This is a genomic window from Martelella sp. AMO21009 (assembly GCF_053484295.1).
Map to the genome: position 1 here is coordinate 51,911 of NZ_JBAKFR010000002.1, position 26,874 is coordinate 78,784.

Sequence of the window (26,874 nt, forward strand, 5' to 3'; positions counted from 1 at the left end):
GGGGTTTTACTCCTGAACCGGCCGGACCCGGATGCGGGTGGATGACAGCGCGCCCTCATGGACCAGCATGCCGGCGGCGCCGCCGGGGAAGCTGTCATCGGTGGCTTCGATGCGCGTATCGCCGATCCGGGCCGCGATGCGGTTGCCGGAAACGCTCGCCGTCATGGTAAAGGCGCTTTCGAGCGCGGTTTCATACGGGGTGGAGGCAAGCACGTCTTCAACTCCATCCTTGCGCCGCACGATCTCGAGCGCGCCGTCGAGCGTGACCCGGGCAAGGTAGTAGCGGCGCTGACCCTCGGCCCTCAGCACCAGCCCGCCATAGGCGCCGAGATGCAGCATCAGATCGGCCTCTATCGTGTAATCCGTCCAGCTTCGCCCGCCCTGCAGGATAAGGCCGTCGCCGCGGTTCTGGCTGATGCGGATATCCTGCTGGAAATGCTTGGAGAAGAAATGGACATTGCTGACCCATGCGCGCCGCCAGAAATCGCCGGTGCCCGCCGGACGCTTGAAGGTGACGTCCGGGCAGCCATCCCACCAGAGCCTTTCGAGAAGCACGCGGCCATTGCTGCGGCCCGCCGACGCGGTGAGCACGATGCCGATCTCGGCGATCGGCTGATATCCGGTTTCCGGCACCACCCATTCAAGCGTGGCGGATTTGCCCGGGGCAAGCGGAGCGGCATGCGGCATGTCGCAATCGATGAGCGTGTCGGTTCCGTCGTAATGGCGCAGGCGCAGCTTCGCCTCGACCGCGCCGGAATTGCCGCCATCGGCGCGCACCTCTGCCCGAAGCGTCTGCCCGGCATGAATGCGCGGGCTTGCGACCAGATCATAGGTGCGCATGCGGGTCGCATCGCGCGGGGAGAAGACCGCCGTCATCGCGGCCGCTTCGCGGCCCGGCGCTAGGGCGTGATAGTCGAGCGCGAGCGCCGAACCAGTTCCCGTCACCTTCAGGCCGGCAAGCGCGGTATCGCCGCCCTGCGGCAGGAAGCCCTGGACCGAGCCCGGCAACGAGAAATGGAACTGAGCGCCGCCCTTCGGCGCGGGAAGCGCGTCTTCGCCGGCAAGCTTTCGTCCGAGATTGGCAAGCCAGAGCGAAATTTCCACCGCATCGGACACCGAACGGCCGCCATCCGCCGTCGACATGTAGAGCCGGTCGGCCACCGGGCCGCGCCAGTCCGGCCCCGCCTCAAGTCCGTCAAGGCCGAGCATGATGCCGTGCAGGCAGCCGAGATTGCCGGCATTGCAGTCCGTATCCCAGCCCGACGTATTGACGATCATCTGCCCGCGCTGGAAATCGTGCGGGGCATGGAGCAGCGCCATGATCATCAGCGCGTGGTTGGGCACGACATGGCAATTGCCGGGATATTTGTCGTAACCGTAATTGTCCTCGATCCGCTGACGCGTGGCCTCCCAGTCCTCATTGCCCGAGGTCCAGTCGCGGATATCCGCGATCAGCTTTGCGATCAGGCTGTCCTTCGGAATGAAGGAAAGGCCAGTGTCGAGCAGATGATTGACGTCATTGCTGACAAATGCTTCCGCCTCCATCGCCGCCCACAGCACCGCCGCGTTGACCGCCTCGCCGTCATGGCTGACGGAGCCGGCCGCGCGCGCAAGCTTTGCCGCCTGCGCCGGATTGCCGGGCGAGACCAGCGCCCAGCCATCGATGAAGATCTGCGCGCCGATCTGCTCGGCGACCGTGGTCCCGTTGGTTTCGATCGATCCGGAAGCGGGTGCCGGAATGCCGCGGGTGAGGTTCAGCCAGGCTGTGTGCTCGGTCGAATTGCCGGCTCCGCCCCACCACAGGATCGAGCGTTCCTCGATGATATAGTTGAGCCAGGCCCTGCCGATATCCTCCGACGACAGATCGGCGGAGACGCCATAATCATCGAGCGCGCGCGGAAAGGTGAAGGTGCCGCCGATATCGTCATCGGTCACGATCAGCGGATCGCCGAGACGGTCGTGGACGTAATAGGTGATCGGACCGAGCTTTTCGAGAATGTCGCGATAGCGCCAGTTCTCGAACGGGCGGCCGAGATAGACGCCGATCAGCTTGCCGAGCACGCCGGCATAGACGCGGTCCTGATAGTCTGCGGGAATGGACATTGAATGCTCCTTGTCAGCCCTTCACCGAGCCGCCGGCCATGCCTTCGATGAAGCGGCGCTGCAGCAGGACGAAGAGAATTACGATAGGCAGAATGATGATGAGCGCCGCCGCCATGACCACGCCCCAGTCGGACGAGTACTGGCCGGACAGCAGGAAGAACGAGACCACGGCCGTGAGCCGGTCCTGGCCCTGCAGGAAGGTGGTCGCGATCAGGAACTCGTTCCATGAATAGAGACCGATGATCAGCGCCACCGTCAGGATGCCGGGCGAGACGATTGGCAGGAATACGCGGGAAAACACCTGCCAGTGGGTCGCGCCATCGATCAGCGCCGCCTCTTCCAGCTCTTTCGGGACAGCCAGGAAATAGGTCCGGAGCAGCATGATCGCGAAGGGCGAATAGACGGCGGTGTAGATGAAGGCGACGGCCACCGGATTGTTGATCAGCCCCAGCCGGGCGAAGCCGAAATAGAGCGGAAACAGGAAGAGCTGGATCGGCGCAGTGGTGCTCGCCAGCAGATAGAAGGTCAGGATCTTCCAGGTCTTGATCTTGCGCCGCGCCAGAACATAGGCCGTCAGCGAGCCGGTGGTGCAGACCAGCACGATGGTCATTCCGGTCAGGAGCGTCGAGTTCAACAGCGTGCGGCTGAAATTGGCGTCCGACCACGCGCGGGTGAAATTGTCCCAGCGCAGCTGCGACGGCAGCGCCAGCGGGTTCTGGACGATCTCCTGCGAACCCTTCAGCGAGTTCAGCACCAGAAGCGCGATCGGAAACAGGGTGATGGCGAGCAGAACGCCGAGCGTGATGTAGGCGATGATGCGCGTCAGGCGGCTTTCGGTCGTGTTCATTGCTCGAATTCCTTCGCCTGGCTGCGGATGTAGAAGATGGTGGCCGCAAGGCCGAACAGGCTGATCACCACGGAAATCGCCGCCGCCTTGCCGACCGCCAGATCGTAGAAGGCGGAGCGATAGGCGAAAGTTGACAGCACTTCAGAGGAAAAGGCCGGGCCGCCCTGGGTGAGGATGTAGACGAAGTCGAACACGAGGAACGACCAGATGATGGTCATGATCATCATCAGCGTGATCGTCGGGCGTATGCCGGGGAGCAGCACGTAGCGGATGATCTGCGTGAAGGTCGCGCCTTCCACCCGCGCTGCCTCCACCTGCTCGGCCGGCACCTGGCGGAGTGCCGCAAAGAAGATGACGCATAGAAAGCCCCACCAGTGCCAGAGGTCGACGGTGGCGATGCCGTAGAGCGCGGTCGAGGTTTCGGCCAGCGGATTGGAAACATCGAGCCCCATGCGCTGCAGAAGCCCGGCGATGCCGGTGATCGGCGAGAAGATCATGCCCTGCCATATGCGCGCGGTGATCGCTGTCGCGATGATGACCGGCAGGAAGTAGATCACCTGGAAATAGGTCGAGCCGCGGCGCGCCACCAGCATCATCGTCGCCGCCAGCAGGCCCATGGCGATCGGCACCGTCAGGAAGATCAGCGTCCAGATGATGTTATTAGTCAGCGCCGTCCAGAACACGCTGTCATTCCAGAGCGCCTCGAAATTGCCGAGACCGACGAAACTGGGCGCGGTGATGCCGTCCCATTCGAAAAAGGCCAGAAATATCGTCAGAAGCGCCGGCACGGCGATGATGACGATATTGATCAGCAATGTGGGCAGGACATAGAGGCGATGCATGAAATTACCTTTCCAGAGCGAAGACCTGCTTCTTTCCGGGTGCGCCTTGAGCGTTGGGCGGCGCGCCGCAAGGGCGACGCGCCGATAGGTCATCTGGATTATCGAGCCGGAACGGCCGGCGCCTTGCCGTCCTTGAATTCCTTCTCGAACGTATCGTTCAGCTTGGTCAGGAAGGCCTCGGTGTCGATCTTGTCGAGCCAGACTTCCTCGATGCCGTTGATCAGGTAGCTGTCGGTCGCCGGCGGCAGGAAGGTCCAGGTGGTGTAGCCGTAATTGCCGTCATTGACCGAGGCGGCGAGCGTCTTCATCGTGTCGGTGAACAGCGGCGACACGTCGTCCGCCATCTTGACGTTGGAGATATCCTTCAGCGGAATGTTCCACTCGCCCTGCCAGGCCGAATTCATCGAACCGTAGACTTCCGGCGAGAACACGAAGTTGATGACCGCGGCCGCACCATCCGGATTGCCGGCCTTTTCCGCAATCGAGAAGGTCGAACCGACGCCGAGCGGGAACACCGGCGCGCCATCTGCGCTCGGGAAGCCGACAAAGCCGGCCTCGCTACTATTTTGGCCGGTATAGGCGGCGACGTTCTGGAACTGCCAGGTGCCGGTCGGCATCATGCCGGCGCGGCCCGAGGTCAACATGTCGGCGGCCTGCTCGGAACTTTGCAAGGAAAAGTAGTTCTTGCCAAAATAGCCCTTTTCCCACCAGGAATTCAGCCGGTCGATCGCTTCAACGAAAGGCTCGGCGGTCCAGGGCATTTCGCCGCGCAGCGCCTTGTTCATGTTGTCCGGACCGGCGACGGCGTTGAGCGCCAGCGTCACGAACCATTCATTCGCGCCGCGCCAGTCGGCATTGCCGGCGGCAAACGGCGTGATGCCTTCTTGCAGCATCTTGTCGGCAAGCGCCTCCAGTTCATCGAGGGTCGTCGGGGCCTCCCAGCCCTTCTCCGAAAACAGCGTCTCGTTATAGAACAGGCCGAGGGTTTCATAGGTCTTGGGCAGGGCATAGAGCTTGTCGTTGTAGCGCCCCATTTCGAGGAAGACCTTGAGCACGCGGTCGTTCCAGCCATATTCGGCGGCGTAGTCATCCAGCGCCATCAACTGGCCGGACTGGGCCATCGGCGCGACATAGCTCGGGCCGGGCGTATAGACCACGTCCGGACCGTTGCCCGACAGCATGGCGACGCGCAACTGCTTGTCGAGTTCGTTGCCGCGATAGTCGACCACCAGATCATAATCCGGATTGGCCTTGTTGAACGGCTCGACGATATTTTCGGCAATCAGCTTCTGTTGGTCCGGCGTCGCCTGCTCGTACCACCAGGTCACCCTTTCCTGGGCTGCGGCAAACTGCGCCGTGCCGGCGACGATGGCGGCGGTGGTCAGCAATCTCATCATGTTCATGGCATTTCCTCCCTTGTTATTTCGAAAGCGCTTGGGCCAGAGGATCGGGCGGCCTGGCCACGGAACCTCTGATGATGATCTCGTAGGGCATTTCCTCGGCCCGGCCCGGCTCGTCCGCCCCGTTCGCCAGCCGGTCGAGCAGCTTTTCGGCCGCGGCAGCGCCAAGCCGGTCCTGAAACTGGGCAACAGTGGTGAGCGACGGCGTGACCAGCGCCGAGGCCAGGATGTCGTCGAAGCCCGCGACGGAGATATCGCCGGGGATGGACAGGCCGTGCGCGATCAGGCTCTGCATCACGCCGATCGCCATCATGTCGTTGGCGGCTAGGATGGCGGTGACCGGACGGCCGCTTTCCACGAGCGCGTCGGCGGCATGGCGTCCGCCCTCGACGGTGAAATGCTCGGCCTCGAGCACATTCGGCTCGGCGTCCGCCGTCGCCATGGCGTCGAGATAGCCCTGAAGGCGAACGCGTTGCGGACCGCCGGGCGCTGCGATCATGGTAATATGGCGGTGGCCGAGGGCCAGCAGCCGGTCGGTGAGCGCACGCGCCGCCGCCTCGTTGTCGATGTAGAGATCATCGATCGGGAGCGATCCGCCGGCCTTGCGGCTGACCTCGATGCGCACGATCGGCACGCCGACCTTGCCGAGGGGCGCAAGCTCGCGGGCGCCGAGATTGAAGAACACGCCGACAATGCCGTCGAAGCGGCCATGCTGGGCCGACTGGACGACCTGGCGTTCATTGGCCTCGCGGCCTTCGGTGTCGATCGTGATCACCTCGTAGCCGGCGGCGCGGGCGACCTTCTGCACCGCGACCACCAGCGAGGGATAGAAGGGATTGGTGAGATCCGGCACCACGCAGGCGATCACATGGCTGCGCTGGGTGCGCAGCGCCTGGGCGAAACGGTTCGGCTGATAGCCGAGCTCGGCGATCGCCGCCTCGATGCGTTCGGCGGTCTCCGCCGCGACCTTGTCGCGACCGCCATTGAGCACGAGCGAAACCGTTGCCTGCGCGACGCCCGCCCTCTCGGCCACTTCCTTCTGGGTAATCCTCCGCGGCACCCCAAACTCCTCATTGCTACGTAACAATAGATTATTGATACGTAGCAATAAGTCAATCGGGCCGGAAAAATTTAGCTGGAAGTCTGCTGGAACGTCGCGGTGAAAGGCTTAGCCGACCGTCACGCCGCCGCAGACGAACAGGCTCTGGCCCGTGACGAAGCCAGCGCGCGCGTCGCAGAAGAAGCTGACGGCGTTGGCGACATCCTCCGGCGTGCCCATGCGGCCGACCGGAATGGCATCGGTGATCGCCTTGGTCTTCGGCGCATCGGGCGGGTTGTTCTGCCAGAAGGCGGTGGTCGCGATCGGCCCCGGGGCAACACAGTTGACGGTAATGCCGGCGGCGCCGAGCTCCAGCGCCCAGGTGCGCGCCATCGATTGCGCCGCGCCCTTGGTGGCGCTGTAGAGTGAGCGGTCGAGCTTGCCCTTGGTGACGCGGCTGGTGTTGAACACGATCCGCCCGCCGCCATGCCTTTTCATCTCCGGCACCACGATCTGGGCGCAGATGATCGAGGTTCTGAGATTGAGGTTCATCAGCCGCTCGAAATCCTCGAGCCTGACCTCTTCCAGCGGCGCCGGCGCCACCAGCCCGACATTGTTGACGAGGCAGGCGACCTTGTGATCGGCGACGATCTTGCCGACCACGGCCTTCGCAGCCTCAACATCCATTAGGTCCACCAGCACCGCATCGGCACGCAGCGATTCGACTTCGGGCTCGACGACATCGAGCACGAAAACGCGAAACCCGTCCTGTTGCAGCCTCAGCGAAATCGCCTGGCCGATATTGCGGCCGCCGCCGGTGACGATCGCGCACATCTTATCCTTCATGGGCTTGCCTCACTTCAGCGCAGGCAGGAGGCGCGGATTGACCGGTTCGGCGTGGAACCGGTAGGTGCCATCCTCGACGCGCACCATCCGCCCGAGACCCGGATAGGGGAAATGATAGCCGTGGTAGCGGATATTCTCGTCGACGACCTTTTTGAAGATCGCCGCCTTGGCATCCGCGCCCATCCGCGGATCACTGTCGTAATCCATGTGGAAGAACCATTCGGGGTGGTAGGGATCATAGACCTGATGATGGGCGAGATCGCCGGTGAAGATCACCTTCTCGCCCTCGCTTTCGAAGAGGTAGGCGCATTGGCCGGAACTGTGGCCGGCCGCCGAAAGGGTCGTCACGCCGGGCAGGATGGCGTCGCCGATCGCGAAGAGCTTCAGGTTTTCGCGATAGGGCGCAACCGCTTCAAGCGTGCCGGCCGTCCAGACGTTGCGGAAATCGTTGCGCGCACGGTTTGCCTCGTCGGTCCACTCTTCCCAGTCGGTCCTCGGGGCGTAAAGCACGGCATTGGGAAAGGCCGGCGCGCCATCGGGCAGGATCAGGCCGAAGGAATGATCGGGGTGGAGATGGGTCAGCAAGACGACGTCGATATCGGCAGAATCGATGCCGGCGGCCTTCATGTTTTCCATGAGCCGACCCATCTGATCGCCGAACATCGTCGAGGTCTGGCCCATGCCGGCATCGATCAGGATAAGATGGTCCCCGGTATTGACCACGACCGGGTTCAGGTCCATCGGAATATGATCGGCCGGCAGGAGATATTCGCGTTGCAGCCGGGCCATTTCCGCCGGATCGGCATTGGGAAAGATGCCCTCATAGCTGTGATGGATATAGCCGTCCCAGATGGCGGTGCATTCCAGCGCGCCCACGTTGAACCTGTGCCATCCGGCATTCTGCGACCTCAGACGCTTGGCGACCATTCCTTTTCCTCCCTGGATTATCGCGCACCCTTTCCGGCGATGGAGTTCGCAAGCGGAAACGAGCAAGTTTTCCGTCATACCGTATTACGGTAATAATGTACAGGGCTTTGGAAAGATAAGGTGCTGGACAGGGCCTTGCCGTTGTTCCCGCAGGGGCGATCGACCGGATGAACGCAATCACGGTTGGCGCGGTGACAGGATCGATGGTATTACTGTCATATCATATCAGTGAATAACGACGAAAGCCGGAACGCACGGCTCGCGTCCTCCGGCAAATCTTGGTAAACCGGACCGAACGCCCAGGCGGTTCGGCGAGGGACGCCCCTCCCGGCAGATACCGGAACGAATATCGGAGAATAGCATGGCAGGTTCGACAGTCATTGCCCGCACGGCGGCCCCGCTTCGCCAGCAGGTGGTGCGTCTTGTTCGCGAGGATATTCTCGAAGGCAAGCTGGTGCCCGGCCAGCGCCTGATCGAGAGCGCGCTGTGCGAGACCTATGGCGTTTCGCGCACCGTGATCCGCGAGGCGCTGCGCCAGCTTGAATCGGAACATCTGATCAGCGTCGTGCCCAATCTCGGCCCGATTGTGACCGTGCTCACCGAAAAGGAAATCCGCTCGATCTATGTCGTGCGCGCGGCGCTCGAAGGGCTTGCCGGCCGGCTGTTTGCCGAAAACGCGACCGACAGCCAGTGCGCCAGGCTGAAGAAGCTCGGCGAACGGCTCGACAAGGAATACCGCAAGGGCGATGTCGAAAGCCGCGAGCATATCAAGGCCGAATTCTACACCCTGCTCACCGAAGGCAGCGACAATGCCGTGCTGGCCGAAAGCCTCAGCAGCATGCATGCCCGCATCGCCATGTTCCGCCGCTTCGCCTTCGTTGACGAAAGCCGGATCGAACCCTCGATCGCGGAACTCGAAACGATCATCAATGCCGCCGCCGTCACCCGCGACGGCGATGCCGCGGCAGCGGCCTGCGAGCACCACATCCAGCTCGCCGGCGAACTGGCGATCGCCGAATACATGAAGCGCAACAAGGCGATCCTATCGGAGAAATAACGAAGCGGGCCCGGCGATTGACCCGCCCGTGACCATCGCGACGTTTCTCCCCTCCGGAGCGAGAAAATCTTTGGGGCCATGCGGCGCGGCACAGTCCCCGTCATTTACGTTTTGCGGATCGCGCCGCCTCTCAGGCCGCGTCCTTCGCCTTGCGCTCCTGACGGCGTTTGTGGAGCACCGGTTCAGTATAACCGTTCGGCTGTTCGCGGCCCTTCAGCACCAGGTCGAGCGCGGCCTGAAAGGCGACCGAGTCATCGAAATGACCGGCCATCGGGCGATAGAGCGGATCGCCCTCGTTCTGGCGGTCGACGACGGCGGCCATCTTCTTCATGGTCGCGACGATCTGCTCCTCGCTGACGACGCCGTGATAAAGCCAGTTCGCCATGTGCTGGGAGGAAATCCTGAGCGTGGCGCGGTCTTCCATCAGGCCGACATCGTTGATGTCCGGCACCTTGGAGCAGCCGACGCCCTGATCGATCCAGCGCACGACATAGCCGAGAATCCCCTGCGCGTTGTTGTCGAGTTCGGCCTGGATTTCCTCCGGGCTCCAGTTCGGGCGCACGGCCACCGGCACGGAGAGGATGTCCGTGAGGCTGGCGCGCGACCGGTCCTTCAGCTTTTCCTGCACGCTTGCGACATTGACGGCGTGGTAATGCGTGGCGTGCAGCGTGGCCGCCGTCGGCGATGGCACCCAGGCAGTGTTGGCGCCGGCCCTGGGCTGGGAGATCTTTGCTTCCAGCATGCCGGCCATCAGGTCCGGCATCGCCCACATGCCCTTGCCAATCTGGGCATGGCCCGCAAGACCGCATTCGAGACCGATATCGACATTCCAGTCCTCATAGGCCGCAATCCAGGGCGCGCCCTTCATGTCGCCCTTGCGGATCATGGGACCTGCTTCCATCGAGGTATGGATCTCGTCGCCGGTGCGATCGAGGAAGCCGGTATTGATGAACACGACTCGGTCCTTCGCGGCACGGATGCATTCCTTGAGGTTGACCGTGGTGCGGCGCTCCTCGTCCATGATCCCCATCTTCATCGTGTTCGGCTTCATGCCGACGATCTTTTCGACGCGACCGAACAGTTCCGAGGCGAAAGCGACTTCCTCCGGACCGTGCATCTTCGGCTTGACCACATACATGGAGCCGGCGCGGGAATTCATGTGGCGACCGTTTTCGCCAATGTCATAGAGCGCGATCAGCGCGGTGACGGCGGCATCCATGATGCCCTCCGGCACCTCGCGGCCATCGGCATCGAGGATCGCCGGATTGGTCATCAGGTGGCCGACATTGCGCACCAGCATCAGCGAGCGGCCGGGCAGCGTCTTCGGCGCGCCATCGGCGCCGGTGAATGCGATGTCCTTGGCAAGCTTGCGGGTAAAGGTGCGGCCGTTCTTGGTGACCTCTTCCGTCAGATCGCCCTTCATCAGGCCGAGCCAGTTGGAATAGGCCAGCACCTTGTCCTCGGCATCGACGGCGGCAACGGAATCCTCGCAATCCATGATCGCGGTGATGGCCGATTCGAGCGCGATATCGCCGATGCCCGCCGGATCGTCCTTGCCGATCATGCTGCCGGGATCGACGAAGACCATGACGTGGAGGTTGTTGTTGACGAAATAGAGCCGGAAGGCGTCGCCCTCCTCATCTTTGAAGCCCGCATATTGCGCGGGATCGGCAAGGCCGGTTTCGCCGGCGGCGGTCTTCACGATCAGCGTGCCGCCATTGTAACCGAAGCCGGTGACATCAGCCCATTTCCCGCCGGCAAGCGGAATGTTCTTGTCCAGGAAATCCTTGGCCCAGGCGATGACCTTCGCCCCGCGCTTCGGGTTATACCCCCTGCCCTTTTCCGCGCCGTCATCCTCGGCGATCGCATCCGTGCCGTAGAGCGCGTCATAGAGCGAGCCCCAGCGGGCGTTCGCCGCATTCAGCGCATAGCGGGCGTTCATCACCGGCACGACCAATTGCGGACCGGCGATGGTGGTGATTTCCGGGTCGACATTCTCGGTAGTGACGGAAAAATCGCCGCCTTCCGGCAGGATATAACCGATCTCGCGCAGAAACGACTCATAGGCCGCCATATCGGCCGGCGCGCCGTTTTCCCTGTACCAGGCGTCGAGCTTTTCCTGCATCGCATCGCGGGTTTTCAGCAATGCGCGGTTCTTCGGCGCGAGGTCACTCACAATCGCGGAGAACCCCTCGAAAAAGGCATCTGCGTCGACATTGGTGCCGGGCAACACCTTCTCGGTCAGGAAATCATAAAGCGCCTTGTCATAGGCAAGGCCGTGTTTCTCGATGCGCGCCATGAAATCACCATCCCTGTGGCTGGAACTGTCATTGCCAATCTAGCGGCAAAGCGCGCGAGGTCAATTCGGCATGAGTGCCAAATATTTTTTCCATTTGGGCATAAATGGCAGTGTCGCGAAACTTCGTCACCCTTGATCTCCCCCTCAAGGGGGGAGATTGGCCCGGGGCTATGCGGTTATGTCCAGCCTTAATTCCCTTCCAGATACGGCCCGATCAGCGCCAGATCGGCCTCGCCGAGGCGTTCGCTGGCCGAATTGCGCTGGTGCCAGTAGGGGTATTGCAGCCAGGGCTGGCTGACGGCGTCGAGGCGGCCGCGTTCCTCCTCAGTGAGCTTCAGATCGGCTGAGGCGAGGTTGTCGCGGAACTGGTCTTCCGTGCGTCCGCCGATGATGACCGAGGTGACGCCCTTGCGCCCCAGCGTCCAGGCCAGCGCGACCTGGGCCGCCGAAACGCCGCGGGCATCGGCGATTTCCACCAGCGTATCGATGATGGTCCACAGCCGTTCCTCGTCGCGGATCGGCGGCTCGGTCCAGCCGGCGAACTGGCGGGTGCCTTCCGGCGCCTTGCGGTCACGGCGGTGCTTGCCGGACAGAAGCCCGCCGGCGATCGGGCTCCAGACCAGGATGCCGAGCCCCTGATCCACGCTGATCGGCACCAGTTCGTTTTCGGCGTCGCGGCTTTCGAGCGTGTAGTGGATCTGCTGGCTGACGAAGCGCTGGCGATGCTCGCGTTCGGCAATGCCCAGCGCCTTCATGATATGCCAGCCGGAGAAATTCGAGCAGCCGACATAGCGGACCTTGCCGTGGCGCACCAGCGTGTCGAGCGCCTCCATGGTTTCCTCCAGCGGGGTCAGACCGTCCCATTCATGGACCTGGTAGAGATCGATGACATCGGTCTTCAGGCGCTTCAGGCTGGCCTCGCATGCGGCGATCAGGTGGTGGCGGGAAAGGCCGGCATCATTCGGCCCGTCGCCCATGGCAAAGCGCGCCTTGGTCGCGATCATCATCTTGTCGCGGCGCGGCTTGTCCATGATCTCGCCGATGATTTCCTCGCACACGCCTTGCGAATAGGCATCCGCCGTATCCATCAGGTTGACGCCGGCATCGATACAGATGTCGACGAGGCGTCTTGCGTCATCAGCGCCAAGATCGCCCACCGTCTTCGCCCAGCCGACCCCGCCAAAGGTCATGGTGCCCATGGTAATGGTCGAGATTTTCAGGCCCGAACGGCCGAGCTGGCGATATTCCATGATGTTCCTCCGAGTGTATAAAGGCGGGTGCAACGCGTCTGGCCGCGCTGCCATGGGTCCAGCCTAGAGCCCTTCAGGCTTAAATGGAAGCGTTCTGCGGCAAGGAATTTGCGCCAGGATCAAGGGCTTTGGCGCAGGGCATAGCCGTCGCTATGTCCAAGCCGAAGACCGCCGGTAATGGCGCAAATTCCTTGCCGCCCTTCGGGTTTGCCGAAACCGGCCCTCCACTTTGTCGAAGCCCTTCGCCATAGCTATGGCTATGCCGCGCGGGCTTCTTCGCGTGGAATGACCGGTTTGGGCAAACAGAACTGCTTCCATTTAAGCCTGAAGGGCTCTAGGCAGCGAAACGGTCGAACGCAACCCGATTTCGGGGTAGGTTACGAAGCACTCCAAGAACAGGACAAAAAGCGATGCCGACGCCAGCGAAAGACAGGGATACCCGTTTCTGGGACAAATCCGCCGAAAAATATGCGGCGCAGAAGGTTGCCGATGAGGAAACCTACCGGATCAAGCTGGAACGGACCGGCGCGCTGTTCACGCCGGAGATGACGGTCCTGGAGTTCGGCTGCGGCACGGGCACCACGGCGCTTCACCACGCCGCGGCCGTGGCCCGCATCGATGCCTATGACATATCTGAAAACATGATCGCGATCGCCCGAAAGAAGGCGGAGAGTGCCGGCATCGCCAATGTCGCCTTCCGGGTGGGTGATATCGAAGACATCGACGGCGGGCCCTATGACGCCGCGATGGCGCATTCCATCCTGCATCTTCTGAAAAACCGGCAGGCGGTGCTTGCCAAGGTTCACGCCATGCTGAAGCCGGACGGGCTGTTCATCTCCTCGACCGCCTGCATCGCCGACGGTCTAGGCTTCCTGCGCCCGATCCTGCCGGTGATGCGCCTTTTCGGCAAGGCGCCCTATGTGGGCGTGTTTTCGCAGGCCACGCTGGTGGAGGAGATGCGAGAGGCCGGGTTTTCAATCATCGAGGAATGGCGTCCCGGCAAGATGAAGGCGGCGTTCGTGATCGCACGGAAGGGATAGCCCCTTCCGCGCGTCGCGACCTTACAGAATATACCGCGACAGGTCCGTGTCCTGCGCCATGTCGCCGACATGCTTGCGAACGTAGTCGCTGTCGATGGTCAGCGCCTGGCCGGACTGGTCGGGGGCGGTGAAGGAGATTTCGTCCAGCACCCGTTCCATCACCGTCTGCAGCCGGCGCGCGCCGATGTTTTCGACGGTGGCGTTCAAATGCACCGCGACATCGGCGAGCGAATCGATCGCATCCTCGGTGAAGTCGAGCGAGACTTCCTCGGTTCCCATCAGCGCCTTGTACTGGCGGATCAGGCTGGCCTCGGTTTCCGTCAGGATGCGGCGGAAATCCTCCTTGGTCAGCGCCTGCAATTCGACGCGGATCGGCAGGCGGCCCTGCAACTCCGGCAGAAGGTCCGACGGCTTGGAGACGTGGAACGCACCGGACGCGATGAACAGGATATGGTCGGTCTTGATCGGGCCGTATTTGGTGGCGACCGTCGTGCCTTCCACCAGCGGCAAGAGGTCGCGCTGCACGCCCTCGCGCGAGACGCCGGCACCCATGCGGCCGTCGCCGGCGGCGATCTTGTCGATCTCGTCCAGGAACACGATGCCGTCTTCCTGCACCAGCCGCACGGCCTCGCGCTGGATCACCTCGTCATCAAGCAGCTTGTCGGACTCATCGCGAACCAGGTCGTCATGGGAAGCCTTGACCGTGGTGCGGACCTTCTTGGTCTTCTGCTGCTTGCCGAACATTTCGGAAAGGTTCAGCACGCCGATATTGGCGCCGGGCATGCCCGGAATCTCGAAACCTCCCATGCCGGAACCGGTATCGTTGATCTCGATGTCGATTTCCTTGTCATCAAGTTCGCCGGCGCGGAGTTTCTTACGGAAACTATCGCGGGTTGCCGGCGATGCCGTCTTGCCGACCAACGCGTCAAGCACGCGCTCCTCGGCATTGGCGTGGGCCTTGGCCTGCACCTCCTGGCGCTTCTTCTCGCGCACCAGCACGAGGCCGATTTCGACGAGGTCGCGGATAATCTGCTCGACATCGCGGCCGACATAGCCGACCTCGGTGAACTTGGTGGCCTCTATCTTGATGAAGGGCGCGCCGGCGAGTTTGGCAAGCCGGCGCGAGATCTCGGTCTTGCCGACGCCGGTCGGGCCGATCATCAGGATATTCTTCGGCATCACCTCGTCGCGCAGATCGTCGGGAAGCTGCTGGCGACGCCAGCGGTTGCGAAGCGCGATCGCGACGGCGCGCTTGGCGTCGTGCTGGCCGATGATGTGGCGGTCGAGCTCGGAAACGATCTCGCGGGGGGAAAAATTGGTCATCTGTCACTGCTCCTCAAGGGTCGCGGGCCATCAGCAGCGCCGGACCGCCTGTCATGCTGAAAGTTCCAAGCCGGACGAAGCCGGCCTTCTCGTAAGCGCGGATCGCCGCCGCGTTATCGGGATGCGGATCGACGAGCACGCGCTTCGCGCCGTCATTCAAGGCCCGCTCCGCCATGGCGGCAACCAGCCGTGTGCCGAGGCCCTTGCCGATCATCTCCGCCGGGCCGATGAACTGGTCGACGCCGAACGTGCCCATGGGCTGGCCCTCAAGCGCCGGCTCGTTGTCGCGCTCGTGATCGAGAGCGCAGAGCTGGATATAGCCGAACGGCACGTCATCCAGCAGCACCACGAAGGGCGACACCGTCGGGTCATCGATATGGGAGCGCATCTGCTCGACCTGTTTTTCCGCACGATGCCACCACGCCGCGACATGCGGGGCGGCGAGCCAGCGGGCCATCAGGTCGAGGTCGTCCTCGACAAGCGGGCGGAAGCCTATGACGCCGTCACTATGCGGCATCCAGCGTTTCCACGATGATGTTGCCATTGGTGTAGACGCAGATCTGCGAGGCGATTTCCATCGCCCGGCGGGCGACGTCTTCGGCGGGCTTGTCGCTATCCATCAGCGCAAGAGCTGCGGAAAGCGCGTAATTCCCACCGGAACCGATCGCCATGACGCCCTGCTCCGGCTCCAGCACATCGCCATTGCCGGTAACGGCAAGGGTAATGTCCTTGTCGGCGACCAGCATCATCGCTTCAAGATTGCGCAGATATTTGTCGGTGCGCCAGTCCTTGGCAAGCTCCACGCAGGCCCGCATCAACTGGTCGGGATATTGTTCCAGCTTGCGCTCCAGCCGCTCCAGCAGGGTGAAGGCATCGGCGGTAGCGCCGGCGAAACCGGCAATGACATTGCCGTTCTTGCCGATGCGGCGCACCTTGCGGGCATTGCCCTTCATCACCGTCTGGCCGAGCGAGACCTGGCCGTCGCCGGCCATCACCACCTTGCCGTCCTTGCGCACGGTGATGATCGTCGTCGCATGCATGGTGCCGAAGGGATTGTGTTCGCTCATGATCAAAAACCTCAATTGCGGCCCGTCGGGACAGGCCTTTCCGGCTCCCTATGTAGGCAGCCATGCCACATTTGCAATCCGCTCAGGCTCTCGGACGGGCCTGCGCCAGAAGAATGCCGGCCAGAATGAGGATCAGGCCGGCAATACGCAGCACCGGCGAGGCCGTCACCCCCTCCGCCATATCCATCGCCGCGCCGGCGATCATCTGGCCGCCGATGATCAGCACCGCCGTGTTGACCGCGCCGATCTTCGGAATGACCCACGAGCCGGCCGCGACGAAGATCACCCCGAGCGGCCCGCCGAGCCAGGCATAGGGCGGAATATTGGAAAAGGAGGACGGCCACAGGCCGCCGAGCGCCAGCAGAACCGCGCTCATGACCGCGAAGCCGACAAGATGGTTGTAGAAAGAGGACGTCATCGGCGAGGTGGAGAGGCTGAGCCGCCCGTTGACCTGCCGGCTGAGGATCACCAGGATGCCGGTGACGACCGCATAGATGATTGCCGCGATCATGCCTGCGCCCCCGCAAGAATGACCAGCAAGCCACCGGCGAGGATCAGCGCCACGACGATCACATCGCGCCGGTCGAGCCGGCGCGCCGGCAGACCGAAAAAGCCCCAATAGTCGGCGGCCAGCGAAAACAGCACCTGGCTGGCAAGCCCGATCGCGATTGCGCCGGAAAGCGCGAGCGGCGAATTGACGGCAAGGGCCGCGCATACCACGGTTGCCGCGCCGAACACGCCGCCGAGATAGGCCCACCAGGGGATCGCCGGCTTCTGCTCTGCCGTGCCCGCCCGCTTCCTGAGACCGAGAAGCCCGAGCAGCGCGATCGACACCACCGTACCGGTGGCATGCGCCGTCCAGGAGGCGAACATCGCATTGCTGTAAAAGCTCATGACCGCGTTCAGATGCGTCATAAACGCCAGCACGCAGCCGGACGCGAAGGCGGCGAGGAAATAAAGCAAAGCGGGGCGTTGGGCGGCGGGCATGGGAAGGGCTTTCAATGACGATTGTTCCTCCCTTAGCCGAGAATGGGCGCGCGGGAAACACGCCCGCTTTTCTTTTGCGCTTCCCGACCCTGCCTGATAAGAAACGCCCATTATCCCGTTTCGATGGAGGCATCAGGCATTATGGCCGCTCAGACCGAAGCCCGCCGCGCGGAAATTTCGCGCAAGACCAATGAAACCGCCGTGTCGGTATCCGTCAATGTCGACGGCACCGGCGAAGCGCGGATTGCGACCGGTATCGGCTTCTTCGACCATATGCTCGACCAGCTTTCCCGCCATTCGCTGATCGACATGACGGTCGAAGCCAAGGGCGATCTCCATGTCGACGACCACCACACCGTGGAAGATGTCGGGATCGCGATCGGCCAGGCGCTGGCCAAGGCGCTTGGCAACCGCGCCGGCGTGACCCGCTACGCCTCGATCGATCTCGCCATGGACGAGACCATGACCAAGGCGGCGCTCGACCTGTCCGGCCGGCCTTTCCTGGTGTGGAACGTAACCTTCCCGAGCGAGAAGATCGGCACATTTGATACCGAGCTGATGCGCGAATTCTTCCACGCGCTCGCCCAGAATGCCGGCATCACGCTGCATGTGCTCAATCACTATGGCGCCAACAGCCACCATATCGCCGAGACCTGTTTCAAGGCGGTGGCGCGGGCCTTGCGCGCGGCTGCCGAAATCGATCCCCGTCAGGAAGGCCGCGTGCCGTCCACCAAGGGCATGCTGGCCTGAGGCCATAACACCGGAATGAAGCCATGACCCAGACAGTCGCGATCATCGACTATGGTTCGGGAAACCTGCGCTCGGCCACCAAGGCGTTCGAACGCGCCGCCCGTGAAAGCGGCGCGGATGCTGAAATCGTGCTCACCGACAGAGCCGATGTGGTGGCAGCCGCCGACCGCATCGTGCTGCCGGGCGTGGGCGCCTATGCCGATTGCCGCGCCGGGCTTTCAGCCGTCGACGGCATGGTCGAGGCGATCCGCGAGGCGGTGGAGCAGAAGGCCCGCCCCTTCCTCGGCATCTGCGTCGGCATGCAGTTGATGTCGGAACGCGGTCTTGAAAAGACCACCTCCGAGGGCTTCGGCTGGATTGCCGGAGACGTCACCCCGATCACGCCCGCAGACCCCGACCTCAAGATCCCGCAGATCGGCTGGAACACGCTGACGCTGACGACCCCGCATCCGCTCTTCAACGGTATCGAGACGGGCGAGAACGGCCTCCACGCCTATTTCGTCCACTCCTATCACCTTGCCGCAAAGAAGCCGGAACAGGTGATCGCCACCACCGATTACGGCGGCCCCGTCACCGCCTTCGTCGCCGACGGCAACAAGGCCGGCAGCCAGTTCCACCCGGAAAAGAGCCAGCGGCTTGGCCTCAAGCTGATCGCCAATTTTCTGACGTGGGCGCCGTAGCTATCTAGCTTTGGTTGCCGAGTGGAGACTGTTTCGAAGCCAGTCATTGCCGCTAGCCGAAATCCCTTTAGTGGCCCAGTTGCCAGAGACGCCTATTACGAGCAATTCATCATCGCTGTCGAGGTGAGGTTTGAGATAATCGCGAATCTGGCCGGCATTCAAATTCGTATTAATAAGCCAAGTGCTGTCGAGGTGGTGCCAGTAACCATTGGCTAGCTCTTTTATGGCGGCTATCAAGTCTTCATAGTTTTTGCCGCTCTTGTTAAGGTCATATCCGATCATGTATGTCTGCATCGTGCTATCTCCTTTGAGGCACATCTAGTGTTGCGCTGCCCCGCGAGGTACAAAATCTAGGGGCAGCGCAATCATTGACCGATTCCCTCGAGAGAGTCGAGTCCTTTTGTTCTTTGTCCGTTCTGGGGCCTGACACAGATGATCCTTTTCCCCGCAATCGACCTGAAAGACGGCCAGTGCGTGCGCCTCAAGCTTGGCGACATGGAGCAGGCGACGATCTATAACCCCGATCCGGGCGCGCAGGCGAAGGCCTTCGAGGATCAGGGGTTTTCGTGGCTGCATGTGGTCGATCTCAACGGCGCGTTCGCCGGCGAGAGCGTGAATGGCGCGGCGGTTGACGCCATTCTGAAGGCCACGAAGAACCCGGTGCAGCTCGGCGGCGGCATCCGCTCGCTGGAGCATATCGAGAACTGGCTGTCGAAGGGCCTTGCCCGCGTCATTCTCGGCACCGTGGCGGTGCGCGATCCGGAACTGGTGAAGGCCGCCTGCAAGGCCTTTCCAGGCCAAATCGCCGTCGGGATCGACGCGCGCGGCGGCAAGGTGGCGGTCGAAGGCTGGGCGGAGGCCTCCGAACTTGAGGTGGTCGAACTGGCGAAACGTTTCGAGGGCGCCGGCGTCGCCGCGATCATCTACACCGATATCGACCGCGACGGCATTCTGACCGGCATCAACTGGGACGCCACGCTGGCGCTGGCCGCCGCCGTCGAAATCCCCGTCATCGCCTCCGGCGGCCTCGCCTCGATGGACGACATCGCCCGGATGACAAAGCCCGACGCCCAGATCCTCGAAGGTGCAATCTCCGGCCGCGCGCTCTATGATGGCCGCATCGACCCGGCGGAAGCGCTTCAGATGCTGAAAGGCCTGTAACATGACCCTCAAAGCCCGCGTCATACCCTGTCTCGACGTCAAGGACGGTCGGGTCGTCAAGGGGGTCAATTTTGTCGATCTGATCGATGCCGGCGATCCGGTGGAGGCGGCTCAGGCCTATGATGCGGCGGGCGCGGACGAACTCTGCTTTCTCGATATCACCGCCACCTCCGACAATCGCGAAACGATCTTCGATGTGGTGACCCGCACCGCCGAGCACTGCTTCATGCCGCTGACCGTCGGCGGCGGGGTGCGCACGGTGGCCGATATCCGCAAGCTGCTGCTTTGCGGCGCGGACAAGGTGTCGATCAATTCAGCGGCGGTAAAGAACCCGGATTTCGTGGCGGAGGCCGCCGACAAGTTCGGCAATCAGTGCATTGTGGTGTCGATCGATGCCAAGCGGCGGGAAACGCCGGCAGGCGAAGGCGACAGCGCCTGGGAAATCTTCACCCATGGCGGCCGCCAGCCGACGGGCATCGATGCGGTGAAATTTGCGAAGAAGGTCGTCGCTCTCGGCGCCGGCGAAATCATGCTGACCTCGATGGATCGCGACGGCACCAAGGCGGGCTATGACATCGAACTGACCCGCACGCTTGCCGATGCGGTTTCCGTGCCGGTGATCGCGTCGGGCGGCGTCGGCACGCTTGATCATCTGGTGGAAGGCATTCGCGATGGCCACGCCACCGCCGTTCTGGCTGCGTCAATTTTTCACTTCGGCACCTATTCCATAGGCGAGGCGAAACAGTATATGGCTGACAGCGGGATTGCCGTCAGGCTCGACTGACGGCAAAGGAGAGGACATGTCAGAATTCACGCTTGCCGATCTGGAGGCAATTGTCAGAACCCGCGCTCAGGCTTTGCCCGAGGAAAGCTGGACCGCCAAACTCGTCGCCGGCGGCCAGCGCAAGGCCGCCAAGAAGCTCGGCGAGGAAGCCGTCGAAGCGGTGATCGCCGCAATCGCCGAAGACCGCGAGAACCTTGTCGGGGAAAGCGCCGACGTGCTGTTCCATCTTCTCGTGGTTCTGAAGATCGCCGACATCCCGCTCTCCGACGTCATGGCTGAACTTGCAAGCCGCACCGACCAGTCGGGCATCGCCGAGAAGGCGGGACGCGCGCCCTCATGATCGCAGGTTTCGAGGAAACGCTGGTCGCGGAGGGGGACGTTTCCAGCGGAACCGTCTCGCCCTATCGCTTTTTTACCGCCGAGGAATGGTCGCATTTTCGCGCCGACACGCCGCTGACGCTGACGGCCGAGGAGGTTCACAAGCTTCGCTCGCTGAACGACCCGATCGATCTGGAAGAGGTGCGGCGCATCTACCTGTCGCTGTCGCGGCTGCTGTCGAGCCATGTGGAATCCTCGCAGATGCTGTTCCGCCAGCGCGGCCAGTTCCTCAATTTCGGCGAGGCGGACCCCAAGACGCCATTCATCATCGGCATCGCCGGCCCAGTCGCGGTCGGCAAGTCGACCACGGCGCGCCTGCTGAAACAGCTTCTCGCCCGCTGGCCGTCCAGCCCCAAGGTCGATCTCGTCACCACCGACGGCTTTCTCTACCCCAATGCCGTCCTGGAGATGGAAGGGCTGATGCGCCGCAAGGGCTTTCCCGAAAGCTTTGACACCGCCGCGATCCTGCGCTTCCTCTCGGCGATCAAGGCCGGCATGCCGAATGTGAAGGCGCCGCTTTATTCGCATCTGAGCTATGACGTGCTGCCCGACGGCTTCGTCACCGTCGATCGCCCCGATATCCTGATCTTCGAGGGCATCAACGTGCTGCAGGCCCGCGACCTGCCGGCCGGCGGCCGGATGGTGCCGATGGTCTCGGATTTCTTCGACTTCTCGATCTATATCGACGCCAGCACCGACCTCATCCATCACTGGTATGTCGAGCGCTTCATGAAGCTGCGCCAGACCGCCTTCCGCGACCCGGCCTCCTATTTCCATCGCTATGCGCGGCTGACCGAGGAGGACGCGCTGTCGACGGCGGAGGATCTCTGGAACAACATCAACATGAAGAACCTCGTCGAAAACATCCTGCCCACCCGCCCGCGCGCCGACCTGATCCTGCGCAAGGGCCGCGATCATCTGGTCGAAACGGTCGCGCTGAGGAAACTCTGAGCGCAACCGCGAGACAGCCGGTCAGTCCTCGATCGGCTCGGGTTCCGGTTTCTTTTTCTTCTTCCTCGGCCCCAGATAGACGATCGAAACCACCGAAAGCGCCAAGAGCACGAGCGCGATCGGATGCTGGAACACGACCATCGGGTCACCGCGGCTGATCAGGATCGACTGCACCATCTTCGATTCCAGCTCCGGCGTCAGCACATAGCCGATGATGAAGGCCACCACCGAAAAGCCGAAACGCTGCATGAAATAGCCGAGAACGCCGAAGGCGAGCATGATGTAGACGCCGAACATCGAGCCCGCGGTGACATAGGCCCCGGTGATGCACAAGAGCAGCGCCGCCGGATAGACCACCGAATTGGGCGCGGCGATCGCCATCGACCAGATACGCATGCCGACCTGGCCGACCCCGAGATTGCAGAAATTGGCGATCAGCATCGCCCCGAACAGACCGTAGATCAGCCGTCCCTGCTCCTCAAACAGGAGCGGGCCCGGCTGGACGCCGTGAATGATGAAGGCGCTGACCAGTAGGGCAGCGGCGATATTGCCGGGAATGCCGAGGGTCAGAAGCGGTATCAGATTGGCACCAACCACCGCCGAATTGGCGGCTTCCGACGCCGCGATGCCGCGCGGATCGCCCTTGCCGAAGCTTTCCGGATCCTTCGCAGCCTGCTTGGTGACGGAATAGGACAGAAATCCTGCCGTGGCGGACCCGAGCCCCGGGATCGCGCCGATTACGGTTCCGATCACGAAGGCGCGGATCGCGACATATTTGTTGGCGAGCAACTCCGTCAGGGTGACGCCCCTGTCCTCCGGATCATCGGAGCGCACCCGGATCGGCGACGCGGTGCTGGTGGCCCGCGTGGTCGCGGCGATCTGGCGGAAGATCTCGGAGACGGCCAGAAGCCCGATCGACATCGCCGTCAACGGCAGGCCATCATAGAGATCGAGCGAGCCGAAGGTGAAGCGCGGCGTGCCCATCCCCGGATCGATGCCGACGGAGGCGAACAGGAAGCCGAGCGCCGCCGCCATCAGCCCCTTCACCATGGAATTGCCGACAAGCCCGGTGATCACCGTGAAGGCGAGGATCATCAGTGCGGTGATCTCGATCGGCCCCATCCTGAGCGCCACCAGCGCCAGCGGCGCGGAGATGGTGATCAGCACGATGTCGCTCGAAATATCGCCGAAGACCGAGTAGTACAGCGAATATTTCATCGCCTTCATCGGCCGGCCCTTCTTGGCCATCGGATGCCCGTCCAGCGCGGTCGCGGCCGATTCCGGCGTGCCCGGCGTATTGATCAGGATCGCCGGGATCGCGCCGCCGACCGTGCCGCCCTTGTTGACCGAAATCAGGAAGGCCAGCGCCGTCAGCGTGTCGAGCGTATAGGTAAGCGGAATGGCGATCGCGAGCGCCATCAACAGCGTCATGCCGGGAATCGCGCCGACGATCTGGCCGACGGCGACGCCGCAGATGATATAGAGAAGATTGGTGAGCGTGAGCGCGTCCGTCAGCCCGCCGATAATGGTTGCAAAATCTGGCATCAGGGCGCTCTCAGAACGGGATTGCGGGCAGCGGACGGCCCATGACGATGACGAAGACGAACCATGTGCCGACCGGCACGGCGGCAATCGTCGCGGCAAGCCAGGCATAGCGCCGCTCGAACATGAAGGCGCAGATCACCGCCATCAGCGCCACCGCCGAGGGCAGAAACCCGATCCGCGGCATGGCGAGCGCCGCCGCAAGCACCGCGATGGTGAGACCCGCCAGACGGAGGAACTCGTAACCATCGAACCCGGCCGCCTCGCGGGGCTTCATGACGAGTTGCACCGCGCCGAGCAGGATGAACAGCCAGGCCGCGATCCTTGGAAACAGCGACGGATCGATCGGCCCGGCGCTGGCGGTGACCTGATCGGGGATCAGGTAGAAGAGAAGGAAACCGCCGAAGATGACGGCGGCTCCCCCGATCAGACGTTCGAACTGCATGCTGCCGGACCTTCCCGCGTCACTTGCCGAGATAGGTCTTGTAGAACTGAGCGTTCCTGGCGATCCGTTCGGTGGTGCCCTCGGGCCCGAGATTGAGCGGCTCGTTTTCAAGCCTCGTCATAAGCTCGCCATAGCTTTCGGACTCCACCGCCTCGTCAAGCGCCTCTTCCAGGCAGGTCCGAATTGCAGGATCAACCCCTTTGGGGATCATGAAGATCGTCTGCCCCTCGATCGTGGCATCGAGCCCGACCTCCACCAGCGAGGGCGAATCCGGCGCATAGGGCACGCGCGCATCGGTGAGCGAGGCGAGCTGGTTCATCGCGCCGGCCTTGATCTGCTGCACATGCTGGGTGCCCTGGGTGGTCGCGTCGACATGGCCGCCGAGGGTAGATTGCAGCGCGTCGGCAGCGCCCTTGCTCGGCACCGCGATCAGGTTGACGTCGTAATGCTTGGCCATCTGGTCGACGAGGATTTCCTGGCTCTTGCCGCCGACGGCGATGGTCGCGCCGTTGTTTTCCTTGGCATAGGCGATGAATTCCTCGAGATTCTGGTAGGGCCGGTCGACCAGGGCGACGAGGCCGTAATTGATCTGCATCGCCGTGCCCAGATAGTCGAAGCTTTCATAGGTATAGGGCGTGTCGTCGTTCTCGTAGGGGTTCAGCGCCACCGTGCCGGTCGCGCCGACGCCGATCGCATAGCCGTCCGGCTTCATGTTCATCAACATCGCCGACATCACGCCGCCGCCGGCGCCCGGCTTGTTGTCGACAACGACCGTCCAGCCCTGGCTTTCCTCGATTTCGGCCGCGATCGCCCGCGCGATCGCATCCGTGCCGCCGCCGGCGCCATAGCCCACCAGCATCTGGATCGGCTTTTCCGGAAAGCCATCCGGGCAGGTTGCCGCATGGGCGCCCGTTGCCGTCATTGCCGTAACGCCAAGCACGATTGTGCCGAAGATTGTGGTTTTCATGATTTTCTCCTCCGTTGCAGGCGGCCGGCCTCCATCCCCGATGCCGGACACGCCCCTTGTCCTATCCCTGCCTAACAAGCCGATCCGTGCAGGCATACCGCGCGGAGAAGGCGTTTCGGCAGGCGAAACACCGGTGACCCAAGCCTATCCCTTGTCCCGCGCCGGCACCTGCCCGAGCGAGGTATAGGTCATCACCGTCTCGCCATCCTGGTTGGTCATCGTCACTTTGGTGCGGATGCGGCCGTATTCAGGACGTTTTTCGTGCCTTGTGGTTTCCACCACCTCGCGGGCGACGGTCAGCTGATCGCCGGGCTTCACCGGCCTGCGCCAGCGCAACTCGTCGATGCCGAGGCCCACCATCGGCGTCTCACCATAGCCGCCCTCCTCCACGAACAGGCGCATGGAGAGCGCCGCGAGCTGCCAGCCGCTGGCAATCAGCGAGCCGAACCGGCCCTTGGCCGCGGCTTCCGGATCGGTGTGCATCGGCTGCGGATCATATTCGCCGGCAAAGCGGATGATATCGGCCTCCGACAGGGAAATGGTCTTGCTGGTCCAGGTCTCGCCGACCTCGAAATCCTCGAAATAGCGCCGCATGCGGTCCTCCTTTTGTGAGATGATGTTCTAGATAGCCGCGCAACGCCAGGCAAAAGCGCGCGGCCCTCATTTCGGCAGACGAAATGCGGCAGCGCCCCGATTGCGGCCCGGGCGGTTGCGGCTAAAGTCGCTGCAACCGACTGAGGGAGGGATCATGGACGCGCTGGAATTCTATATCGACGGGACCTGGGTGAAACCTGACGGCGCGCGCGAGATGGCCATCATCAACCCGGCCGACGAGCGCCAGATCGGCCGGGTCGCGCTCGGCTCCGCCGCCGATGTCGATCGCGCCGTTGCCGCCGCGCGCCGCGCCTTCGACGCCTGGTCCACGACCACCCGCGAGGAACGGCTGAAAGCGCTCCGCCGCATCGTCGACGGCTTCCGGGCGCGACTGCCGGAACTTGCCCGGCTGATGACGATGGAAATGGGCGTGCCGATCACGTTTTCCACCGAACGGCAGGCGACGGTGGCGCTGTTTCACTTCGAAGAGGCGATCCGGGTTCTGGAAAGCTACGCATTCGAGCGCGCCGAGCCGACCGGCATCATCCGGCGCGAGCCGATCGGCGTCTGCGGCATGATCACGCCGTGGAACTGGCCGCTGAACCAGATGGCCTCCAAGATCGCGCCGGCGCTCGCCACCGGCTGCACCATGGTGCTGAAGCCGAGCGAGATCGCGCCGCTGAGCGCGAAGGCGCTTGCCGAGATCATCGATGCGGCGGGCGTCCCTACGGGCGTGTTCAATCTCGTCCAGGGCGACGGACCGACCGTTGGCGAGGCGATCGCAGGCCATCCGGAGGTCGACATGGTCTCGATCACCGGTTCGGCGGGCGCGGGCATCCGCGTGGCAAAGCTTGCCGCCGACACGATCAAGCGCGTGGCGCAGGAGCTTGGCGGCAAATCCGCCAACATCCTCCTGCCGGATGCCGATATGGCCAAGGCCGTCGCCGCCGGCATCCATGCCTGCAACACCAATGCCGGCCAGAACTGCCAGTCGCCGACCCGCATGCTGGTGCCGCGCGTAAATCGCGAGGAGGCAATCGCCGCCGCCCGCGGCGCGATCGACACGATCGTGCTTGGCGATCCGATGGACCCGAAAACCACGATGGGCCCTCTGGTGAGCCAGTCCCAGTTCGACAAGGTGCAGGCGCTGATCGCCTCCGGCATCGACGAGGGCGCGACGCTGGTCGCAGGCGGGCCCGGCCGCCCGGCCGCCGCCAATGCCGGATATTTCGTGCGGCCGACCGTGTTCGCCGATGTAACGCCGGAGATGCGGATCGCGCGCGAGGAGATTTTCGGCCCGGTGTTGTCGATGATGTTCTATGACAGCGAGGACGAAGCGATCGCGATCGCCAACGACACGCCCTTCGGCCTTGCCGGCTTCGTGCAGTCGCCCGATCCCGAGCGCGCGCGCAAGATCGCCAATCGCATCCGCGCCGGCCGGGTCTACTATAATGGCGCGCCCTTCGACCGGTCGCTGCCCTTCGGCGGCTATAAGCAGTCCGGCAATGGTCGCGAATTCGGCCTTGCCGGCTTCGAGGAATATCTGGAAACAAAGGCCCTGGTCGGTTTTTCGGCCTGAGCGGCATCAATGCGGA

Annotated in this window: 28 protein-coding genes; 9 read left to right on the top strand and 19 right to left on the bottom strand. The window is 63.0% G+C overall.

Translation table 11 applies throughout. The annotated features are described in order from the left end of the window. Window positions 1–6 precede the first annotated feature (6 nt). From V6766_RS02430 to V6766_RS02460, 7 genes are all read right to left on the bottom strand, one after another. Complete coding sequence (locus V6766_RS02430) at window positions 7–2,103, bottom strand: ADP-ribosylglycohydrolase family protein (protein WP_448463277.1); 2,097 nt, start codon at window positions 2,101–2,103, stop codon at window positions 7–9. 13 nt (window positions 2,104–2,116) lie between these two features. After that, window positions 2,117–2,950, bottom strand: coding sequence for a carbohydrate ABC transporter permease (locus tag V6766_RS02435; RefSeq protein WP_448463279.1), 834 nt, complete (start codon window positions 2,948–2,950; stop codon window positions 2,117–2,119). Then, window positions 2,947–3,792, bottom strand: coding sequence for a carbohydrate ABC transporter permease (locus tag V6766_RS02440; RefSeq protein ID WP_448463281.1), 846 nt, complete (start codon window positions 3,790–3,792; stop codon window positions 2,947–2,949). Before V6766_RS02440 ends, V6766_RS02435 begins: the two co-directional genes overlap by 4 nt. A 98-nt stretch (window positions 3,793–3,890) precedes the next feature. Further along, complete coding sequence (locus V6766_RS02445) at window positions 3,891–5,195, bottom strand: ABC transporter substrate-binding protein (protein ID WP_448463283.1); 1,305 nt, start codon at window positions 5,193–5,195, stop codon at window positions 3,891–3,893. A 16-nt stretch (window positions 5,196–5,211) separates the two neighbouring features. Next, window positions 5,212–6,252, bottom strand: a complete 1,041-nt coding sequence (locus V6766_RS02450; RefSeq protein WP_448463285.1) for a LacI family DNA-binding transcriptional regulator — start codon at window positions 6,250–6,252, stop codon at window positions 5,212–5,214. Between the two features lie 108 nt (window positions 6,253–6,360). Then, window positions 6,361–7,077, bottom strand: coding sequence for an SDR family NAD(P)-dependent oxidoreductase (locus tag V6766_RS02455; RefSeq protein ID WP_448463287.1), 717 nt, complete (start codon window positions 7,075–7,077; stop codon window positions 6,361–6,363). Window positions 7,078–7,086: 9 nt separating this feature from the next. Further along, window positions 7,087–8,004 carry an MBL fold metallo-hydrolase gene (locus V6766_RS02460; RefSeq protein ID WP_448463289.1) on the bottom strand — a complete coding sequence of 306 codons (918 nt, stop codon included), beginning with the start codon at window positions 8,002–8,004 and terminating at the stop codon, window positions 7,087–7,089. A 361-nt stretch (window positions 8,005–8,365) separates the two neighbouring features. Between V6766_RS02460 and V6766_RS02465 the strand changes: the two genes are divergently transcribed. Then, window positions 8,366–9,061 carry a GntR family transcriptional regulator gene (locus tag V6766_RS02465; RefSeq protein ID WP_448463291.1) on the top strand — a complete coding sequence of 232 codons (696 nt, stop codon included), beginning with the start codon at window positions 8,366–8,368 and terminating at the stop codon, window positions 9,059–9,061. 130 nt (window positions 9,062–9,191) lie between these two features. On the opposite strand, the gene V6766_RS02470 is transcribed toward V6766_RS02465, so the two are convergent. Together V6766_RS02470 and V6766_RS02475 are read right to left on the bottom strand one after the other, a co-directional pair. Next, on the bottom strand, window positions 9,192–11,360 hold the full coding sequence (locus V6766_RS02470) for a malate synthase G (RefSeq protein WP_448463293.1): 2,169 nt from the start codon (window positions 11,358–11,360) through the stop codon (window positions 9,192–9,194). Window positions 11,361–11,548: 188 nt separating this feature from the next. After that, a complete protein-coding gene (locus tag V6766_RS02475) occupies window positions 11,549–12,610 on the bottom strand; it encodes an aldo/keto reductase (RefSeq protein WP_448463295.1) in 1,062 nt (353 codons plus the stop codon). A gap of 410 nt (window positions 12,611–13,020) precedes the next feature. Here V6766_RS02475 and V6766_RS02480 point away from each other — a divergent pair, with 410 nt between their 5' ends. Continuing rightward, window positions 13,021–13,650 carry a class I SAM-dependent methyltransferase gene (locus V6766_RS02480; protein ID WP_448463297.1) on the top strand — a complete coding sequence of 210 codons (630 nt, stop codon included), beginning with the start codon at window positions 13,021–13,023 and terminating at the stop codon, window positions 13,648–13,650. 21 nt (window positions 13,651–13,671) lie between these two features. Here V6766_RS02480 and hslU read toward each other — a convergent pair whose 3' ends face one another. From hslU to V6766_RS02505, 5 genes are all read right to left on the bottom strand, one after another. Continuing rightward, a complete protein-coding gene (gene hslU, locus V6766_RS02485; RefSeq protein ID WP_230722026.1) occupies window positions 13,672–14,973 on the bottom strand; it encodes an ATP-dependent protease ATPase subunit HslU in 1,302 nt (433 codons plus the stop codon). A 13-nt stretch (window positions 14,974–14,986) separates the two neighbouring features. Continuing rightward, on the bottom strand, window positions 14,987–15,490 hold the full coding sequence (locus V6766_RS02490) for a GNAT family N-acetyltransferase (protein ID WP_448463299.1): 504 nt from the start codon (window positions 15,488–15,490) through the stop codon (window positions 14,987–14,989). Further along, the gene (hslV, locus tag V6766_RS02495) at window positions 15,480–16,040 is read right to left on the bottom strand and encodes an ATP-dependent protease subunit HslV (RefSeq protein ID WP_448463301.1); all 561 of its coding nucleotides are present in this window, start codon (window positions 16,038–16,040) and stop codon (window positions 15,480–15,482) included. The genes V6766_RS02490 and hslV overlap by 11 nt, the downstream gene beginning before the upstream one ends. Window positions 16,041–16,122: 82 nt before the next feature. Beyond that, window positions 16,123–16,551 carry a DMT family transporter gene (locus V6766_RS02500; protein ID WP_448463303.1) on the bottom strand — a complete coding sequence of 143 codons (429 nt, stop codon included), beginning with the start codon at window positions 16,549–16,551 and terminating at the stop codon, window positions 16,123–16,125. Next, on the bottom strand, window positions 16,548–17,027 hold the full coding sequence (locus V6766_RS02505; protein ID WP_448463891.1) for a DMT family transporter: 480 nt from the start codon (window positions 17,025–17,027) through the stop codon (window positions 16,548–16,550). The genes V6766_RS02500 and V6766_RS02505 overlap by 4 nt, the downstream gene beginning before the upstream one ends. Window positions 17,028–17,168: 141 nt before the next feature. On the opposite strand from V6766_RS02505, the gene hisB reads away from it, so the two are divergent. Both hisB and hisH read left to right on the top strand, forming a co-directional pair. After that, on the top strand, window positions 17,169–17,777 hold the full coding sequence (gene hisB, locus V6766_RS02510; protein ID WP_448463305.1) for an imidazoleglycerol-phosphate dehydratase HisB: 609 nt from the start codon (window positions 17,169–17,171) through the stop codon (window positions 17,775–17,777). Between the two features lie 23 nt (window positions 17,778–17,800). After that, window positions 17,801–18,457, top strand: a complete 657-nt coding sequence (gene hisH, locus V6766_RS02515; protein ID WP_448463307.1) for an imidazole glycerol phosphate synthase subunit HisH — start codon at window positions 17,801–17,803, stop codon at window positions 18,455–18,457. Here hisH and V6766_RS02520 read toward each other — a convergent pair whose 3' ends face one another. Further along, window positions 18,458–18,751: a hypothetical protein gene (locus V6766_RS02520; protein ID WP_448463309.1), complete on the bottom strand. Its 294-nt coding sequence runs from the start codon at window positions 18,749–18,751 to the stop codon at window positions 18,458–18,460. A gap of 138 nt (window positions 18,752–18,889) precedes the next feature. Here V6766_RS02520 and hisA point away from each other — a divergent pair, with 138 nt between their 5' ends. From hisA to coaA, 4 genes are read left to right on the top strand one after another with little or no spacing between them, the layout of a single operon-like run. After that, window positions 18,890–19,618: a 1-(5-phosphoribosyl)-5-[(5-phosphoribosylamino)methylideneamino]imidazole-4-carboxamide isomerase gene (gene hisA, locus V6766_RS02525; RefSeq protein WP_448463311.1), complete on the top strand. Its 729-nt coding sequence runs from the start codon at window positions 18,890–18,892 to the stop codon at window positions 19,616–19,618. 1 nt (window position 19,619) lies between these two features. Beyond that, on the top strand, window positions 19,620–20,402 hold the full coding sequence (gene hisF / locus V6766_RS02530; RefSeq protein ID WP_448463313.1) for an imidazole glycerol phosphate synthase subunit HisF: 783 nt from the start codon (window positions 19,620–19,622) through the stop codon (window positions 20,400–20,402). Window positions 20,403–20,418: 16 nt separating this feature from the next. After that, window positions 20,419–20,742, top strand: coding sequence for a phosphoribosyl-ATP diphosphatase (locus V6766_RS02535; protein ID WP_448463315.1), 324 nt, complete (start codon window positions 20,419–20,421; stop codon window positions 20,740–20,742). Then, the gene (gene coaA / locus V6766_RS02540) at window positions 20,739–21,731 is read left to right on the top strand and encodes a type I pantothenate kinase (protein WP_448463317.1); all 993 of its coding nucleotides are present in this window, start codon (window positions 20,739–20,741) and stop codon (window positions 21,729–21,731) included. Before V6766_RS02535 ends, coaA begins: the two co-directional genes overlap by 4 nt. Window positions 21,732–21,752: 21 nt before the next feature. Here coaA and V6766_RS02545 read toward each other — a convergent pair whose 3' ends face one another. From V6766_RS02545 to V6766_RS02560, 4 genes are all read right to left on the bottom strand, one after another. Further along, window positions 21,753–23,276, bottom strand: a complete 1,524-nt coding sequence (locus V6766_RS02545; RefSeq protein ID WP_448463319.1) for a tripartite tricarboxylate transporter permease — start codon at window positions 23,274–23,276, stop codon at window positions 21,753–21,755. A 10-nt stretch (window positions 23,277–23,286) separates the two neighbouring features. Then, on the bottom strand, window positions 23,287–23,718 hold the full coding sequence (locus V6766_RS02550) for a tripartite tricarboxylate transporter TctB family protein (protein ID WP_448463321.1): 432 nt from the start codon (window positions 23,716–23,718) through the stop codon (window positions 23,287–23,289). Between the two features lie 19 nt (window positions 23,719–23,737). Next, window positions 23,738–24,685, bottom strand: coding sequence for a tripartite tricarboxylate transporter substrate binding protein (locus tag V6766_RS02555; RefSeq protein WP_448463323.1), 948 nt, complete (start codon window positions 24,683–24,685; stop codon window positions 23,738–23,740). Window positions 24,686–24,829: 144 nt separating this feature from the next. Further along, window positions 24,830–25,279 carry a MaoC family dehydratase gene (locus tag V6766_RS02560; RefSeq protein ID WP_448463326.1) on the bottom strand — a complete coding sequence of 150 codons (450 nt, stop codon included), beginning with the start codon at window positions 25,277–25,279 and terminating at the stop codon, window positions 24,830–24,832. A gap of 154 nt (window positions 25,280–25,433) precedes the next feature. Here V6766_RS02560 and V6766_RS02565 point away from each other — a divergent pair, with 154 nt between their 5' ends. After that, window positions 25,434–26,858 (top strand): aldehyde dehydrogenase family protein, encoded by a 1,425-nt coding sequence (locus V6766_RS02565; protein ID WP_448463328.1) that lies wholly within the window; start codon window positions 25,434–25,436, stop codon window positions 26,856–26,858. Window positions 26,859–26,874 lie beyond the last annotated feature (16 nt).